This window comes from Catenulispora rubra, from assembly GCF_015356825.1.
Taxonomy (GTDB): Bacteria; Actinomycetota; Actinomycetes; order Streptomycetales; family Catenulisporaceae; genus Catenulispora; species Catenulispora rubra.
Genome location: NZ_JAACYW010000134.1, coordinates 15936 through 29275 on the forward strand (window position 1 = coordinate 15936; position 13340 = coordinate 29275).

25 protein-coding genes are annotated in these 13340 nt (G+C 68.5%); 24 read left to right on the plus strand and 1 reads right to left on the minus strand.

All coding sequences use genetic code 11. The features are described 5' to 3' along the window. The first annotated feature begins 2 nt into the window (after window positions 1-2). Both GWK61_RS30540 and GWK61_RS30545 read left to right on the plus strand, forming a co-directional pair. Window positions 3-221: a hypothetical protein gene (locus GWK61_RS30540; RefSeq protein ID WP_194914686.1), complete on the plus strand. Its 219-nt coding sequence runs from the start codon at window positions 3-5 to the stop codon at window positions 219-221. Between the two features lie 244 nt (window positions 222-465). Continuing rightward, a complete protein-coding gene (locus GWK61_RS30545) occupies window positions 466-924 on the plus strand; it encodes a PIN domain-containing protein (RefSeq protein ID WP_194914690.1) in 459 nt (152 codons plus the stop codon). A 12-nt stretch (window positions 925-936) separates the two neighbouring features. Here GWK61_RS30545 and GWK61_RS30550 read toward each other — a convergent pair whose 3' ends face one another. Next, entirely contained in the window at window positions 937-1122 is a 186-nt protein-coding gene (locus tag GWK61_RS30550; RefSeq protein ID WP_194914692.1) for a type II toxin-antitoxin system prevent-host-death family antitoxin, read from the minus strand. A 138-nt stretch (window positions 1123-1260) separates the two neighbouring features. Between GWK61_RS30550 and GWK61_RS30555 the strand changes: the two genes are divergently transcribed. From GWK61_RS30555 to rplO, 22 genes are all read left to right on the plus strand, one after another. Further along, complete coding sequence (locus GWK61_RS30555) at window positions 1261-2565, plus strand: FAD-dependent monooxygenase (protein WP_194914694.1); 1305 nt, start codon at window positions 1261-1263, stop codon at window positions 2563-2565. A 621-nt stretch (window positions 2566-3186) separates the two neighbouring features. Continuing rightward, window positions 3187-3495 (plus strand): 30S ribosomal protein S10, encoded by a 309-nt coding sequence (gene rpsJ, locus GWK61_RS30560; RefSeq protein ID WP_012785157.1) that lies wholly within the window; start codon window positions 3187-3189, stop codon window positions 3493-3495. 11 nt (window positions 3496-3506) lie between these two features. Then, on the plus strand, window positions 3507-4154 hold the full coding sequence (rplC, locus tag GWK61_RS30565) for a 50S ribosomal protein L3 (protein WP_194914696.1): 648 nt from the start codon (window positions 3507-3509) through the stop codon (window positions 4152-4154). 1 nt (window position 4155) lies between these two features. Further along, window positions 4156-4809, plus strand: a complete 654-nt coding sequence (rplD, locus tag GWK61_RS30570; RefSeq protein WP_194914698.1) for a 50S ribosomal protein L4 — start codon at window positions 4156-4158, stop codon at window positions 4807-4809. After that, complete coding sequence (rplW, locus tag GWK61_RS30575) at window positions 4806-5141, plus strand: 50S ribosomal protein L23 (RefSeq protein ID WP_194914704.1); 336 nt, start codon at window positions 4806-4808, stop codon at window positions 5139-5141. The genes rplD and rplW overlap by 4 nt, the downstream gene beginning before the upstream one ends. Beyond that, window positions 5141-5977 (plus strand): 50S ribosomal protein L2, encoded by an 837-nt coding sequence (rplB, locus tag GWK61_RS30580; RefSeq protein WP_194914706.1) that lies wholly within the window; start codon window positions 5141-5143, stop codon window positions 5975-5977. The genes rplW and rplB overlap by 1 nt, the downstream gene beginning before the upstream one ends. A gap of 12 nt (window positions 5978-5989) precedes the next feature. Further along, window positions 5990-6271 carry a 30S ribosomal protein S19 gene (gene rpsS, locus GWK61_RS30585; RefSeq protein WP_012785162.1) on the plus strand — a complete coding sequence of 94 codons (282 nt, stop codon included), beginning with the start codon at window positions 5990-5992 and terminating at the stop codon, window positions 6269-6271. Further along, window positions 6264-6671, plus strand: a complete 408-nt coding sequence (gene rplV / locus GWK61_RS30590) for a 50S ribosomal protein L22 (protein WP_194914715.1) — start codon at window positions 6264-6266, stop codon at window positions 6669-6671. Before rpsS ends, rplV begins: the two co-directional genes overlap by 8 nt. Then, window positions 6671-7546 (plus strand): 30S ribosomal protein S3, encoded by an 876-nt coding sequence (rpsC, locus tag GWK61_RS30595; protein WP_194914717.1) that lies wholly within the window; start codon window positions 6671-6673, stop codon window positions 7544-7546. The genes rplV and rpsC overlap by 1 nt, the downstream gene beginning before the upstream one ends. Further along, window positions 7546-7965: a 50S ribosomal protein L16 gene (gene rplP / locus GWK61_RS30600; protein WP_012785165.1), complete on the plus strand. Its 420-nt coding sequence runs from the start codon at window positions 7546-7548 to the stop codon at window positions 7963-7965. Before rpsC ends, rplP begins: the two co-directional genes overlap by 1 nt. Next, a complete protein-coding gene (gene rpmC / locus GWK61_RS30605) occupies window positions 7965-8189 on the plus strand; it encodes a 50S ribosomal protein L29 (RefSeq protein WP_194896210.1) in 225 nt (74 codons plus the stop codon). Before rplP ends, rpmC begins: the two co-directional genes overlap by 1 nt. Next, the gene (gene rpsQ / locus GWK61_RS30610) at window positions 8186-8467 is read left to right on the plus strand and encodes a 30S ribosomal protein S17 (protein WP_194914724.1); all 282 of its coding nucleotides are present in this window, start codon (window positions 8186-8188) and stop codon (window positions 8465-8467) included. The genes rpmC and rpsQ overlap by 4 nt, the downstream gene beginning before the upstream one ends. Before the next feature lie 94 nt (window positions 8468-8561). After that, window positions 8562-8930 carry a 50S ribosomal protein L14 gene (rplN, locus tag GWK61_RS30615; RefSeq protein ID WP_012785168.1) on the plus strand — a complete coding sequence of 123 codons (369 nt, stop codon included), beginning with the start codon at window positions 8562-8564 and terminating at the stop codon, window positions 8928-8930. 12 nt (window positions 8931-8942) lie between these two features. Further along, window positions 8943-9302, plus strand: coding sequence for a 50S ribosomal protein L24 (gene rplX, locus GWK61_RS30620; RefSeq protein ID WP_194914735.1), 360 nt, complete (start codon window positions 8943-8945; stop codon window positions 9300-9302). Window position 9303: 1 nt separating this feature from the next. Then, on the plus strand, window positions 9304-9876 hold the full coding sequence (gene rplE, locus GWK61_RS30625) for a 50S ribosomal protein L5 (protein ID WP_194914726.1): 573 nt from the start codon (window positions 9304-9306) through the stop codon (window positions 9874-9876). Window positions 9877-9880: 4 nt separating this feature from the next. After that, window positions 9881-10066, plus strand: a complete 186-nt coding sequence (locus GWK61_RS30630) for a type Z 30S ribosomal protein S14 (protein ID WP_012785171.1) — start codon at window positions 9881-9883, stop codon at window positions 10064-10066. A 94-nt stretch (window positions 10067-10160) separates the two neighbouring features. Next, the gene (rpsH, locus tag GWK61_RS30635; RefSeq protein ID WP_012785172.1) at window positions 10161-10559 is read left to right on the plus strand and encodes a 30S ribosomal protein S8; all 399 of its coding nucleotides are present in this window, start codon (window positions 10161-10163) and stop codon (window positions 10557-10559) included. 17 nt (window positions 10560-10576) lie between these two features. Then, on the plus strand, window positions 10577-11119 hold the full coding sequence (gene rplF, locus GWK61_RS30640; RefSeq protein ID WP_194914727.1) for a 50S ribosomal protein L6: 543 nt from the start codon (window positions 10577-10579) through the stop codon (window positions 11117-11119). After that, entirely contained in the window at window positions 11119-11502 is a 384-nt protein-coding gene (gene rplR / locus GWK61_RS30645) for a 50S ribosomal protein L18 (RefSeq protein ID WP_194914729.1), read from the plus strand. Before rplF ends, rplR begins: the two co-directional genes overlap by 1 nt. Window positions 11503-11536: 34 nt before the next feature. Next, window positions 11537-12175: a 30S ribosomal protein S5 gene (gene rpsE / locus GWK61_RS30650; RefSeq protein WP_194914731.1), complete on the plus strand. Its 639-nt coding sequence runs from the start codon at window positions 11537-11539 to the stop codon at window positions 12173-12175. Window positions 12176-12180: 5 nt separating this feature from the next. Continuing rightward, complete coding sequence (rpmD, locus tag GWK61_RS30655; RefSeq protein WP_012785176.1) at window positions 12181-12363, plus strand: 50S ribosomal protein L30; 183 nt, start codon at window positions 12181-12183, stop codon at window positions 12361-12363. 1 nt (window position 12364) lies between these two features. Beyond that, complete coding sequence (gene rplO, locus GWK61_RS30660) at window positions 12365-12805, plus strand: 50S ribosomal protein L15 (RefSeq protein WP_194914733.1); 441 nt, start codon at window positions 12365-12367, stop codon at window positions 12803-12805. Window positions 12806-13340: the final 535 nt, after the last annotated feature.

Consider the following 13340-nt stretch of genomic DNA (forward strand, 5'->3'; position numbering starts at 1 on the left):
GTGTGAAGTATCCACCGTTGCCCGGCGAGACCTTCGACGCGTGGCTGGCCCGCATCCAGCCGCTCCGCAGGAACGATCTCGACCGCAGGGTGCGCACGGCCGGTGTCAGGCCCCTGACGCTGGAGGAGTTGGCCGGGTGGCCGACGCTGTTCGCCTCGGAGCGCGAGCGCGCGGCCTTTCTCGCGTGGCTGCACGAGGAACGGCGGCACCATGCCGGCTGAGGAGCGTGAGTTCTCCGGCGCGGAGCTGGCGTCGCGGTGGCTGACGGTGGACCAGGTGCTGGGCCGACGCGGGGCATGGGGCTGGGCTGCCGTGGATTCGGCCGGCGAGTATTCCGCGGCCGATGCGGTTGCGGTTGCGGCGAGCGGTGAACCTTCCGGCGACGGAGGTCCTGGTGATGGGCCTGCCCGCGATGACGGCACCCATGACGGCACCGATGGCGGTGTCGATGGTGACTCTCTTGGGATGGAAGTGACCGCCGCGAACGGAGCGCACATCGCCCCGGACGTGATCGCCGCGATCGGTGAACGTCCGATGCCGGACCTGGTAGCCGCTGACGCTGACCTGGCGTCCCGCTGGTTCACCGCCGACCGCACCCTCGGCGACTTCGCCGGCTGCACGGTGCTCCTGCCGTTCCCCGCCGTCGCCGAACTGGCGACCTGGCCGGAACGCCTGCTGTGGGGCCACTCCCGCACCGAGGAGCTCTGCGAATGGCTCGATCCCGGCCGCACCATCCCCGGCGACGAGACGGTGGCCCGCATCTGGGGCCGCATCGTGGTGGCCGCCCAGCGCACCGGTAACCCGCCGCCGGCGAACGCCGCCTGGACCGCCGCCGGCTGCCTGTCGTACGGACTGCCCCTGGCCACCCTGGACAAGCGGCGCTACCAGCCCTTCGCCGACCGCTACGGCCTCCAGCTGATCTAGCGCCGCCCCGCGTCAGGCCGAGGTCCCGCTCTCGGCCATCAGCTTCTCGCACTCCTCCAGCCACTGGATCCCCACGATCGCCACGACCGGCTCCCCGGCGTCGTCGGTGACGTAGACCGGGTGGCGCGTGACCCGGGCCTCCTCGACCAGGTCGGGGAACAGGGCGCGGGCGTCGTCGAGGGTGTAGGCGGCTTCCATGGCGCGACCGTATGCCGCACGCCGCCGGGAATCGCGGATCGACACGTTTGTACAACCGTCTTGCACGATCGTCCAAGACGGTTGTACGGTTGTCTCACCACGACAGCGCAGGACCCGTCGATCCCAGGGGGTAGAGCCATGAACAGCAACCGGAACAGCCAGAACGCCACCAACGGCCACAGCGCCAAGGGCGTCCGCGCCATCCGTACCGTCCGCACCGTCCTCGTCTCGGGCGCCGGCATCGCGGGCCCCTCACTCGCCTACTGGCTGCACCGCCACGGCTTCGAGGCGACGGTGGTCGAGCGCTCGGCGTTCCTGCGGGACAGCGGCGGCGCCGTCGACTTCCGCGGCGAGCAGGTGAAGCTGCTGAAGGCGATGGGAATCTTCGACGCGGTCAAGGCCGCCGAGACCGCGATGGGCGACCAGGTCGTGATCGACGGCGCGGGGGAGCCGGTCATCGCCTTCTCCTCGGCCTTCTTCAGCGGCGAGGTCGAGATCGAGCGCGGCGACCTGGCGCGCATCCTGTACGACGCGACCTGCCGGGACACGCGCTACGTGTTCGGCGACTGGATCGTCGGCCTCGACGACCGCGCGGACGGCGTCCGGGTGACCTTCGCCAGCGGCGCGACGGCCACCTACGACCTGGTGGTCGGCGCGGACGGCCTGCACTCCGGCGTCCGCAGACTGGCTTTCGGCCCCGAGGAGGGCTACCGCCACGACCTCGGCTGGGCGATCGCGGGCTTCACCGCCCCGAACGACCTCGGCCTGGACCACGAGGGGCGCATCTACAACGTCCCGGGCTGCGGCGTCATGGCGGCCAGCGCCCGGGACGGGGCACGCCTCGGCGTCGGCTTCGTCTTCCACGCCCCGGACCTGGCCTACGACCGCCACGACGTCGAAGCGCAGAAGCAGCTCGTGGCGGCGACCTACGCCGACGCCGGCTGGGAGACGCGGACTCTGCTCAAGGGTATGTGGCAGGCCGAGGACCTGTACTTCGACACCCTCAGCCAGATCCGCATGGACCGCTGGTCGACCGGCCGCGTGGTCCTGCTCGGCGACGCCGCCTGGTGCGCCGGCCCCGGCGGCAGCGGCACCGGCATGGCGATGATGGGAGCGCACGTCCTGGCCGGAGAGCTGGCGGCGGCCGGCGGCGACCACACCGCGGCGTTCGCCGCCTACGAGCGGATCCTGCGCCCCGCGGTCAAGATCGGCCAGAAGCAGGGCAAGGGCGCCGGCGGCTTCCTGGCGCCGGTCGACGCCAAGAAGATCGCCAGCCGCAACAAGGCCTACAAGATGCTGACCCGCAAGATGGTGGGCGGTTTCTTCAACTGGCTCACGGCGCGGGCGGCCAATGCCGTGGAGTACAAGGAGTACAAGGAGTACCCGATGGAGCCCGTGGCGCCAGCGGTGTGGATGGCGGGGGAGTCGCGGATCGCTGCTTGAGGCCGGGACGGTGTCGGGCCGGTTCTGTCGAATGTCGACAGTGCCGGCCCGATTCCGGTCCGTGACCAGCGCGATGTCGCCGAGGTCCGCGCGAGGGCACGTGCTCCATATCACATCTCAAAAAGGAAGCGTGGTATGCCCACGCCTCGATTTCCCAAAACCCCCAGGCCTGGGCCATACTGTTGAGGTTGCTTAACCGTCCGCGCCCTTTTTGGGTGCGCGGGAGCCTTCTGTCGTCTTCGGCGGGGGGTCATGGGCCCACACGCAAGACGCATCAACAAGCCGCGGAGCGGCTGAGATGCGGCAGCTGTGGGGATGGTAGAGCACGTTCTCGCGGAATCCGATTCTGCAGGCGAGGCGATGAGTCGCGCCTATGGGATCGCCACGCTCCACCGGGCGACACGCCCGACCGCGTGGACCGGACAACGCAGGACAAGCACGACAAGCTTCGCGGGACACACAGGCTGTGGAACGCGGCAAACCCGGTGGTCGGGTGGGTCCACAACCACCTTGATCGCCGGGCGCGTTGATGCGAGCAGTCCCCGGCACCGATCGGGGTCGGCCGACGCAGACGCCGGACAACAGGTCCAAGAAAGACGAAGGATAAGGAACCAAGCAGCCATGGCGGGACAGAAGATCCGCATCAGGCTCAAGGCCTACGACCACGAGGTGATCGACTCCTCGGCGAAGAAGATCGTCGAGACCGTGATCCGCACTGGTGCGCAGGTCGCCGGCCCGGTGCCGCTGCCGACTGAGAAGAACGTGTACTGCGTCATCCGCTCGCCGCACAAGTACAAGGACTCGCGCGAGCACTTCGAGATGCGCACGCACAAGCGACTCATCGACATCCTCGACCCGACCCCGAAGACGGTTGACTCGCTGATGCGTCTCGACCTGCCGGCGGGCGTCGACATCGAGATCAAGCTCTAGGCGGCCGGCACATGGGAAAGCAGATTAAGGGCGTCCTGGGCGAGAAGCTCGGCATGACCCAGGTCTGGGACGAGAACAACCGGGTCGTCCCGGTGACCGTCGTCAAGGCCGGGCCGTGCGTCGTGACGCAGATCCGCAAGCAGGAGATCGACGGCTACGAGGCCGTGCAGATCGCCTACGGTGCCGTGAAGCCGACCAAGGTGACCAAGCCCGAGGCCGGACACTTCGCGAAGGCCGGCGTGACGCCGCGCCGCTACACCGTGGAGATCCGCACCACCGACGCCGCCGAGTACTCCCTGGGCCAGGAGATCACCGCCGAGACCTTCACGCAGGGTCAGATCGTGGACGTCTCCGGCACCTCCAAGGGCCACGGCTTCGCCGGTGTCATGAAGCGCCACAACTTCCGGGGCCTCGGCGCGGGCCACGGCGTGCAGCGCAAGCACCGCTCGCCCGGTTCCATCGGCGCCTGCGCGACCCCCGGTCGCGTCTTCAAGGGCGTGCGCATGGCCGGTCGGATGGGCTCGGCGCGCGTGACCGTCCAGAACCTCACCGTCCAGGCCGTGGACGCCGAGAAGGGCCTCATCCTCGTCAAGGGCGCCATCCCCGGCCCCAACGGCGGGCTGGTCCTGGTCAAGACCTCGGTCAAGAAGGGAGCCTGACATGACGCAGGTTGTCTCCGTCGACCTCCCCGGCGAGATCTTCGACGTCCAGACCAACATCCCGCTGATCCACCAGGTCGTGGTGGCCCAGCTGGCGGCGGCCCGCCAGGGCACGCACAAGACCAAGACCCGCGGCGAGGTGTCCGGCGGCGGCAAGAAGCCGTACCGCCAGAAGGGCACCGGCCGGGCCCGCCAGGGTTCGACCCGCGCGCCGCAGTTCGCCGGCGGTGGCGTCGTCCACGGCCCGGTGCCGCGCGACTACGCCCAGCGCACCCCGAAGAAGATGAAGGCCGCCGCGCTGCGCGGTGCCCTCTCCGACCGGGCCCGCGACGGCCGCGTGATCGTGGTGGACGCCCTGGTCGAGGGCGCGACCCCGAACACGAAGTCCGCCGTGGCGCTGCTGAAGGGCGTGACCGAGCACAAGCAGGTGCTCGTCGTGCTGCAGCGCACCGACGAGGTCTCCTACAAGAGCCTCCGCAACGTCCCGACCGTGCACCTGATCGACGTCGGCCAGCTGAACACCTACGACGTGCTCGTCAACGACGCCGTCGTGTTCACCCAGGGCGCGTACGACCAGTTCGTGGCCGGTCCCGCCAAGGGGAAGTCCGTTACCGCGGTGGCGAGCTCCCTCGAAGTTGAGGGGAGCGAGGCGTGAGCAGCAAGTTCGCCGACCGCTCGGTCCTGGCCCGCGACATCATCATCAAGCCGGTGGTGTCGGAGAAGAGCTACAGCCTTCTGGACCAGAACACGTACACGTTCGTCGTCCACCCGGACACGAACAAGATCCAGATCCGCGAGGCCGTCGAGGAGATCTTCGACGTCAAGGTCCTGTCGGTGAACACGATCAACCGCCAGGGCAAGCGCAAGCGCACCCGCTACGGCGTGGGCAAGCGCAAGGACACCAAGCGCGCGATCGTGACCGTGGACCCGAACCCCGGTGACGGCAAGAAGGGCCGCATCGAGCTGTTTGGAGGGCCGGTTTCCTAATGGGCATCCGTAAGTACAAGCCGACTACCCCGGGCCGTCGCGGCTCGTCGGTCGCCGACTTCGTCGAGATCACCCGGAGCACCCCGGAGAAGTCGCTGGTCGTCCCGGTCCACAGCAAGGGCGGTCGCAACAGCACCGGCCGCGTGACCGTGCGCCACCAGGGCGGCGGCCACAAGCGGGCCTACCGCCTGATCGACTTCCGCCGCCACGACAAGGACGGCGTGCCGGCCAAGGTCGCGCACATCGAGTACGACCCGAACCGCACCGCCCGCATCGCGCTGCTGCACTACGCGGACGGCGAGAAGCGCTACATCCTGGCCCCGAAGAACCTGAGCCAGGGCGACCGGATCGAGAACGGTCCCGGCGCGGACATCAAGCCCGGCAACAACCTGCCGCTGCGCAACATCCCGACCGGTACCACGATCCACGCGATCGAGCTCCGCCCCGGCGGCGGCGCGAAGATCGCCCGGTCCGCCGGCGCGAGCGTGCAGCTCGTCGCCAAGGACGGTGCGTTCGCGCAGCTGCGCATGCCCTCCGGCGAGATCCGGAACGTCGACATGCGCTGCCGCGCCACGGTCGGCGAGGTCGGCAACGCCGAGCAGTCGAACATCAACTGGGGCAAGGCCGGACGCATGCGCTGGAAGGGCAAGCGCCCGACCGTCCGCGGTGTCGCGATGAACCCGATCGACCACCCGCACGGCGGTGGCGAGGGCAAGACCTCCGGCGGCCGCCACCCGGTGTCCCCGTGGGGTCAGAAGGAAGGCCGCACCCGCAAGCCGGGCAAGGCCTCCGACAAGTACATCGTCCGCCGTCGCAAGTCCAACAAGAAGCGCTAGGAGGAGGTTTAGATGCCGCGCAGTCTCAAGAAGGGTCCCTTCGTCGACGGCCACCTGATCAAGAAGGTGGACGCCCAGAACGCGAAGAACACCAAGACCGTCATCAAGACCTGGTCCCGGCGCTCGATGATCGTGCCGGACATGCTGGGTCACACCATCGCCGTGCACGACGGCCGCAAGCACGTCCCGGTGTTCATCACCGAGGCGATGGTCGGCCACAAGCTCGGCGAGTTCTCCCCGACCCGCACGTTCAAGGGTCACGTGAAGGACGATCGGAGGTCGCGCCGTGGCTGAGAACAAGGCCAAGGACCTCGCTGGCAATGAGGCCATTGCCCAGGCGAAGAACATCCGCATGACCGCCATGAAGGTGCGCCGCGTCGTGGACATGGTCCGCGGCCAGGACGTCGAGCAGGCGCTCGACACCCTGCGCTTCGCGCCGTACGCCGCCGCCGAGCCGGTCTTCAAGTGCGTCGCGTCGGCTGCCGCCAACGCGCGCAACAACAAGCAGCTCCGCGGCTCGCTGGTCATCAGCGAGGCCTACGTGGACGAGGGTCCGACCCTGAAGCGGTTCCGGCCGCGCGCCCAGGGCCGTGCCTACCGCATCCGCAAGCGGACCTCGCACATCACGATCGTGGTCCAGGAGGCCTCGATCAATAACAGTGTCGCGCGCGTTCAGAAGGGCAGGACCCGATAGTGGGCCAGAAGGTTAACCCGCATGGGTTCCGCCTCGGCATCACCACGGACTTCAAGTCCCGGTGGTACGCCGACAAGCTGTACAAGGACTACGTCAAGGAAGACGTCGCGATCCGCCGTCTGATGACGGAGGGCATGGACCGCGCGGGCATCAGCAAGGTGGAGATCGAGCGCACGCGTGACCGCGTCCGCGTCGACATCCACACCGCGCGTCCGGGCATCGTCATCGGCCGCCGCGGCGCCGAGGCCGACCGCATCCGCGGCAAGCTCGAGAAGCTGACCGCCAAGCAGGTCCAGCTGAACATCCTCGAGGTGCGCAACCCCGAGAGCGACGCGCAGCTGGTCGCTCAGGGCATCGCGGAGCAGCTGGCGCAGCGTGTGGCGTTCCGCCGCGCGATGCGCAAGGCGATCCAGTCCTCGATGAAGGCCGGCGTCAAGGGCATCAAGGTCCAGGTCTCCGGCCGTCTGGGCGGGGCCGAGATGAGCCGCTCGGAGCAGTACCGCGAGGGCCGCGTGCCCCTGCACACGCTCCGCGCGAACATCGACTACGGCTTCTACGAGGCCAAGACCACCTTCGGCCGGATCGGCGTGAAGGTCTGGATCTACAAGGGCGACGTCACGTCGCTGTCCGCGCAGCGCGCGCTGAACGCCGCGGAGGCCCGTGCCGGGCGCCCGCCGCGTGACGGCGGCGACCGCCGCGGCGGTGGCGGCCGTGACGGCGACCGCCGTGCCCCGCGTCGCGACGGTGGCGGCGGTGGCCGCGGCCCGCGTCGCGACGGCGGCGGTGGCGGCGGCCAGCAGTCCGCACCGCAGGCCCAGGCTCCGGCCGCCGCTGAGGCGTCGGCCCCGGCCGCTACCGAGACCAAGGAGGCGTGATGCTGATCCCTCGGCGGGTCAAGCACCGCAAGCAGCACCACCCCGGTCGCTCGGGCGCCTCCAAGGGCGGCAACAACCTGGCGTTCGGCGAGTACGGCATCCAGGCGCTGACCCCGGCGTACGTGACCAACCGGCAGATCGAGTCCGCCCGTATCGCCATCAACCGGCACATCCGCCGTGGTGGCAAGGTGTGGATCAACATCTACCCGGACCGTCCGCTCACCAAGAAGCCGGCCGAGACCCGCATGGGTTCCGGCAAGGGCTCGCCCGAGTGGTGGGTCGCGAACGTCAAGCCCGGCCGAGTGCTCTTCGAGCTCTCGTACCCGAACGAGGAGCGCGCACGCGAGGCCCTGCTTCGCGCGACGCACAAGCTCCCGCTCAAGTGCCGGATCATCAAGCGTGAGGCAGGTGACATCTGATGGCGACCGGGACCACCGCGCGCGAACTGCGCGAGCTCGGCGACGCCGAACTGCTGGAGAAGCTCCGTGAGAGCAAGGAGGAGCTGTTCAACCTCCGCTTCCAGCAGGCCACCGGCCAGCTTGAGAACCACGGCCGCATGCGCGCCGTGAAGAAGGACATCGCTCGCATCTACACCTTGATGACCGAGCGTGAGCTCGGCATCAGTACTGAGGAGGCGAAGTGAGCGAGCAGACCGTGGAGAACACCGAGGCGCGTGGCGCGCGCAAGGTGCGTGAAGGTTACGTCGTGAGCGACAAGATGGAGAAGACCATCGTCGTGCTCGTCGAGGACCGCAAGACGCACCCGAAGTACCGCAAGGTCGTGCGCCGCACCACCAAGCTCAAGGCCCACGACGAGCAGAACACGGCCGGCATCGGCGACCGCGTGCTGCTCATGGAGACCCGGCCGCTCTCGGCGACCAAGCGCTGGCGCCTGGTCGAGGTTCTCGAGAAGGCCAAGTAACCAGTCCGTTCGGCCAGGCACAGGAAGGGCTGCCGACCGGAGTCCGCTTCGAGCGGCAGCCCCCTGTGAACCGGCACGACGAAGGAGATAGATAGTGATCCAGCAGGAGTCGCGGCTCCGGGTCGCCGACAACACCGGTGCGAAGGAAATCCTTTGCATCCGCGTGCTCGGTGGCTCCAGCCGCCGCTACGCCGGAATCGGCGACGTCATCGTCGCCACCGTGAAGGACGCCCTGCCCGGCGCGGGCGTCAAGAAGGGCGACGTCGTCAAGGCGGTCATCGTGCGCACCGTCAAGGAGCGCCGGCGTCCGGACGGCTCGTACATCCGCTTCGACGAGAACGCGGCCGTCCTGATCAAGGACGGCGGGGACCCGCGCGGGACCCGCATCTTCGGCCCGGTGGGCCGTGAGCTGCGCGAGAAGCGCTACATGCGCATCGTCTCGCTCGCCCCGGAGGTGCTGTAAACCATGGCCGGTCTGAACATCAAGAAGGGTGACCTGGTCCAGGTCATCACCGGTAAGGACAAGGGTCTGCAGGGCAAGGTCATCCAGGCCTTCCCGGAGACTGAGAAGGTCCTGGTCGAAGGCGTCAACCGGGTCAAGAAGCACACCAAGGTCGGCCAGTCCGTCCGGGGGAGCAAGACCGGCGGCATCATCACGATCGAGGCCCCGGTGCACGTCTCCAACGTGATGCTGGTCGTCGAGCACGAGGGCGCCAAGGTCGTCACGCGGGTCGGCTACCGCCGCGTGGAGGAGGAGCGCACGCTCGCCGACGGTTCCAAGAAGACCGTCACGCGCAGCGTCCGCTACGCCAAGCGCACCGGTAAGGACATCTGACATGACTGTGACCGAGACTGAGACCGCGGTGCAGCCGCGTCTGAAGCTGCGCTACCGCTCGGAGATCGCCCCGGCGCTCAAGGAGCAGTTCAGCTTCCCGAACGTCATGCTGATCCCCGGTCTGACGAAGATCGTCGTGAACATGGGCGTCGGTGACGCCGCCCGCGACTCCAAGCTGATGGACGGCGCCGTCAAGGACCTGGCGGCGATCACCGGCCAGAAGCCGACCGTGACCCGGGCCCGCAAGTCCATCGCGCAGTTCAAGCTGCGCGAGGGTCAGCCCATCGGCGCGCACGTCACGCTGCGCGGCGACCGGATGTGGGAGTTCTGCGACCGGCTGGTGTCGATCGCGCTGCCCCGTATCCGTGACTTCCGCGGCCTGTCGCCCAAGCAGTTCGACGGCCGTGGCAACTACACGTTCGGTCTGAACGAGCAGTCGATGTTCCACGAGATCGACCAGGACAAGATCGACCGAGTGCGCGGCATGGACATCACCGTCGTGACCACCGCCCGCAACGACGACGAGGGCCGCGCGCTGCTGCGCCTCCTCGGATTCCCGTTCAAGGAGGCGTGATCACATGGCGAAGAAGGCCCTGATCAACAAGGCTCTCGCGAAGCCGAAGTTCAAGGTGCGCGGTTACACCCGCTGCTCCAAGTGCGGTCGCCCGCACTCGGTCTACCGCAAGTTCGGCCTGTGCCGGGTTTGCCTGCGCGAGATGGCGCACGCCGGCGAACTGCCGGGCGTGACCAAGAGCTCCTGGTAACTACTACACGCCGCAGGTCCCCGCGTATGTGCACTCTGATCGGAGAGTGTGAGCAGCGCGGGGATACCACGGCGAGGAAGGCCTCAGGCCGACTATGACCATGACCGACCCGATCGCGGACATGCTCACCCGTCTGCGGAACGCCAACTCGGCGTACCACGACCAGGTGACCATGCCGTCCAGCAAGATCAAGACCCACATCTGCGAGATCCTCAAGCAGGAGGGCTACATCGCCTCCTGGAAGGTCGAGGACGCGGAGGTGGGCAAGTCCCTCACCATCGAGCTGAAGTTCGGCCCGAACCGTGAGCGCTCCATCGCGGGCATCAAGCGCATCTCCAAGCCGGGTCTGCGCGTGTACGCGAAGTCCACGGGCCTGCCGAAGGTTCTCGGCGGACTCGGCGTCGCCATCATCTCGACTTCGACCGGTCTGCTGACCGACCGCCAGGCCGCCCGCAAGGGCGTCGGCGGCGAAGTCCTCGCCTACGTCTGGTAAGGGAAGGAGGAGAAGCAATGTCTCGTATTGGACGGCTGCCGATCCCGGTTCCCACCGGAGTCGACGTCACCATCAACGGCCAGGACGTGACTGTCAAGGGTCCCAAGGGCACCCTGTCGCACACGGTCGTCAACCCGATCACGATCGCCAAGGGCGAGGACGGCAACCTGGTCGTCTCGCGCCCCAACGACGAGCGGATCGCCAAGGAGCGCCACGGTCTGTCGCGCACCCTGGTCAACAACATGATCATCGGCGTGACCCAGGGCTACACCAAGAGCCTGGAGATCTCCGGTGTCGGTTACCGCGTGACCGCCAAGGGCTCGGACCTCGAGTTCGCCCTGGGCTACAGCCACCCGGTTCCGGTCCCGGCTCCCGCCGGTATCACCTTCGCCGTGGAGAGCCCGACCAGGTTCTCCGTGTCCGGGATCGACAAGCAGCTGGTGGGCGAGACCTGCGCCTACATCAAGAAGCTGCGCAAGATCGACCCGTACAAGGGCAAGGGCATCAAGTTCGCCGGCGAGGTCATCCGCCGCAAGGCCGGAAAGGCTGGGAAGAAGTAATGGCTTTCGCAGTCAAGATCGGCAAGGGTCCGGCGAAGAAGCGCAACGCGGTCAAGCGCCGTCACCTGCGCGTCCGCAAGAAGGTCTCCGGCACGGCACTGCGTCCGCGCCTGGTGGTCACCCGCTCGGCGCGCCACATGGTCGCGCAGATCGTGGACGACGTCACCCGCGTGACGCTGGCGTCCGCCTCCACCATGGAGGCCGGCCTGCGCAGCGGCGAGGGCGACAAGACCGCCAAGGCCAAGGAAGTGGGCAAGCTCGTCGCCGAGCGGGCCAAGGCCAAGGGTGTCGGCACGGTCGTCTTCGACCGCGGCGGCAACAAGTACCACGGCCGGGTGGCCGCGGTGGCCGACGGCGCCCGGGAAGCGGGGCTGGACCTGTGACCAGTAACACGAGCACGAACGGAAGGAGCCTCTGATGGCTGGACCGCAGCGCCGCGGAGGCGGCTTCGGTGGACAGAACAACCAGGGTGGCGGCGGCGAGGGCGGCAACAACCGCCGCGAGCGCCGTGACCGTCGTGGCGACCAGGCCCCGGTGGAGAAGTCGGCGCACATCGAGCGCGTCGTCACCATCAACCGCGTGGCCAAGGTCGTGCGCGGTGGCCGCCGCTTCAGCTTCACCGCTCTGGTGATCGTCGGCGACGGCGAGGGCACCGTGGGCGTGGGCTACGGCAAGGCCAAGGAAGTCCGCGACGCGATCGCCAAGGGTGTCGAGGAGGCCAAGAAGAACTTCTTCAAGGTCCCGCGCATCCAGGGCACGATCCCGCACCCGATTCAGGGCGAGCGCGCCGCCGGCGTCGTTCTCCTGAAGCCGGCCGCCCCCGGTACCGGCGTCATCGCCGGCGGCCCGGTGCGCGCCGTGCTGGAGTGCGCGGGCGTCCACGACGTGCTGAGCAAGTCGCTCGGCTCGGACAACCCGATCAACATCGTCCACGCGACCGTGGCGGCTCTGAAGGGCCTGGTCCGGCCCGAGGAAGTCGCCGCTCGCCGCGGGCTCCCGCTGGAGGACGTGGCCCCGGCCGCCCTCCTGCGCGCCCGCGCCGGTGTGGGGAGCTGAGAGACATGGCCCGTTTGAAGATCACGCAGACCCGCTCCAAGATCGGCACCAAGCAGAACCACCGGGACACCCTCCGGTCGCTCGGTCTGAAGCGGATCAACGACACCGTGGTGAAGGAGGACCTCCCGCAGTTCCGCGGCATGGTCCACACCGTCCGCCACCTGGTCAAGGTCGAGGAGGTCGACTGACATGACGCTGAAGGTCCACCACCTCCGCCCGGCTCCGGGCGCGAAGACCGCCAAGACCCGCGTGGGTCGCGGCGAAGGCAGCAAGGGCAAGACGGCGGGACGCGGTACCAAGGGCACCAAGGCCCGCTACCAGGTCTCGGCGCGCTTCGAGGGCGGCCAGATGCCGCTGCACATGCGCCTGCCCAAGGGTCGCGGCTTCAAGAACCCGTTCAAGGTGACCTTCCAGGTCGTCAACCTGGACAAGCTCTCGGCCCTGTACCCGGCCGGCGGCGAGGTCACGGTCGACGACCTGGTCGCCAAGGGCGCGGTCCGCGACAACGAGCTCGTCAAGGTGCTCGGCACCGGCGAAGTCTCCGTCGCGCTCCAGGTGAAGGCGCACGCCTTCTCCGCCTCCGCGAAGGAGAAGCTGGCTGCCGCCGGTGGCTCCGCCGAGGAGATCTGAGCCGGTAGGCGCAGGAGTCAGTACAGGGCGCCGCCCCGGGCCGTATGGCTCGGGGCGGCGCTTTTTGTGCGCCTACAGCGAACACACATATAGATAGGTGCGGCTCGCGTGGCTGTGGCGCGATCGCAGGACCGGAAGTGCTGCCAGCCCGCACCGCCGCGCTGCTCGCTCGACAGCGTGGCCGGACGCGCGCTGATCGCGGGGCCGGAGCTCGAAGTCGCGTTGCCCGGCCGGATTTCGCAGCGCTGCCAACTCGGTCGCCTGGTCGGATTTGAGCAACCAGCAGGGTGTTCAGGCCCTCGTGAGCCGCATCGTGCTCGCTCGTCGTCACCGTGCGAGTCGCCCACGCGCGCAACCGTGTCCACCTGACTCTGGCAAGCCTGCGCGCGCTCGCCTGGCAAGCCGATATCCGAGCCGCCGACCACACAATCGGCCCCTGGTCGCACAGCCCGGCGCAAGCAAGCGCTGCACCGCGCCACCGCCGCCTGTCCGCACGCTCGTGGCCACGGCAAGCCCGCCGAACAGCCCCCCGATC

Excerpts from the sequence above, each read along its gene's own strand:
- GWK61_RS30545 (WP_194914690.1), top strand. The coding sequence starts at position 466 with ATGGAAGTGACCGCCGCGAACGGAGCGCACATCGCCCCGGACGTGATC.
- GWK61_RS30550 (WP_194914692.1), bottom strand. The coding sequence starts at position 1,122 with ATGGAAGCCGCCTACACCCTCGACGACGCCCGCGCCCTGTTCCCCGAC.
- GWK61_RS30555 (WP_194914694.1), top strand. The coding sequence starts at position 1,261 with ATGAACAGCAACCGGAACAGCCAGAACGCCACCAACGGCCACAGCGCC.
- rpsJ (WP_012785157.1), top strand. The coding sequence starts at position 3,187 with ATGGCGGGACAGAAGATCCGCATCAGGCTCAAGGCCTACGACCACGAG.
- rplC (WP_194914696.1), top strand. The coding sequence starts at position 3,507 with ATGGGAAAGCAGATTAAGGGCGTCCTGGGCGAGAAGCTCGGCATGACC.
- rplD (WP_194914698.1), top strand. The coding sequence starts at position 4,156 with ATGACGCAGGTTGTCTCCGTCGACCTCCCCGGCGAGATCTTCGACGTC.
- rplB (WP_194914706.1), top strand. The coding sequence starts at position 5,141 with ATGGGCATCCGTAAGTACAAGCCGACTACCCCGGGCCGTCGCGGCTCG.
- rpsS (WP_012785162.1), top strand. The coding sequence starts at position 5,990 with ATGCCGCGCAGTCTCAAGAAGGGTCCCTTCGTCGACGGCCACCTGATC.
- rplP (WP_012785165.1), top strand. The coding sequence starts at position 7,546 with ATGCTGATCCCTCGGCGGGTCAAGCACCGCAAGCAGCACCACCCCGGT.
- rpmC (WP_194896210.1), top strand. The coding sequence starts at position 7,965 with ATGGCGACCGGGACCACCGCGCGCGAACTGCGCGAGCTCGGCGACGCC.
- rplE (WP_194914726.1), top strand. The coding sequence starts at position 9,304 with ATGACTGTGACCGAGACTGAGACCGCGGTGCAGCCGCGTCTGAAGCTG.
- GWK61_RS30630 (WP_012785171.1), top strand. The coding sequence starts at position 9,881 with ATGGCGAAGAAGGCCCTGATCAACAAGGCTCTCGCGAAGCCGAAGTTC.
- rpsH (WP_012785172.1), top strand. The coding sequence starts at position 10,161 with ATGACCATGACCGACCCGATCGCGGACATGCTCACCCGTCTGCGGAAC.
- rplF (WP_194914727.1), top strand. The coding sequence starts at position 10,577 with ATGTCTCGTATTGGACGGCTGCCGATCCCGGTTCCCACCGGAGTCGAC.
- rplR (WP_194914729.1), top strand. The coding sequence starts at position 11,119 with ATGGCTTTCGCAGTCAAGATCGGCAAGGGTCCGGCGAAGAAGCGCAAC.
- rpsE (WP_194914731.1), top strand. The coding sequence starts at position 11,537 with ATGGCTGGACCGCAGCGCCGCGGAGGCGGCTTCGGTGGACAGAACAAC.
- rpmD (WP_012785176.1), top strand. The coding sequence starts at position 12,181 with ATGGCCCGTTTGAAGATCACGCAGACCCGCTCCAAGATCGGCACCAAG.
- rplO (WP_194914733.1), top strand. The coding sequence starts at position 12,365 with ATGACGCTGAAGGTCCACCACCTCCGCCCGGCTCCGGGCGCGAAGACC.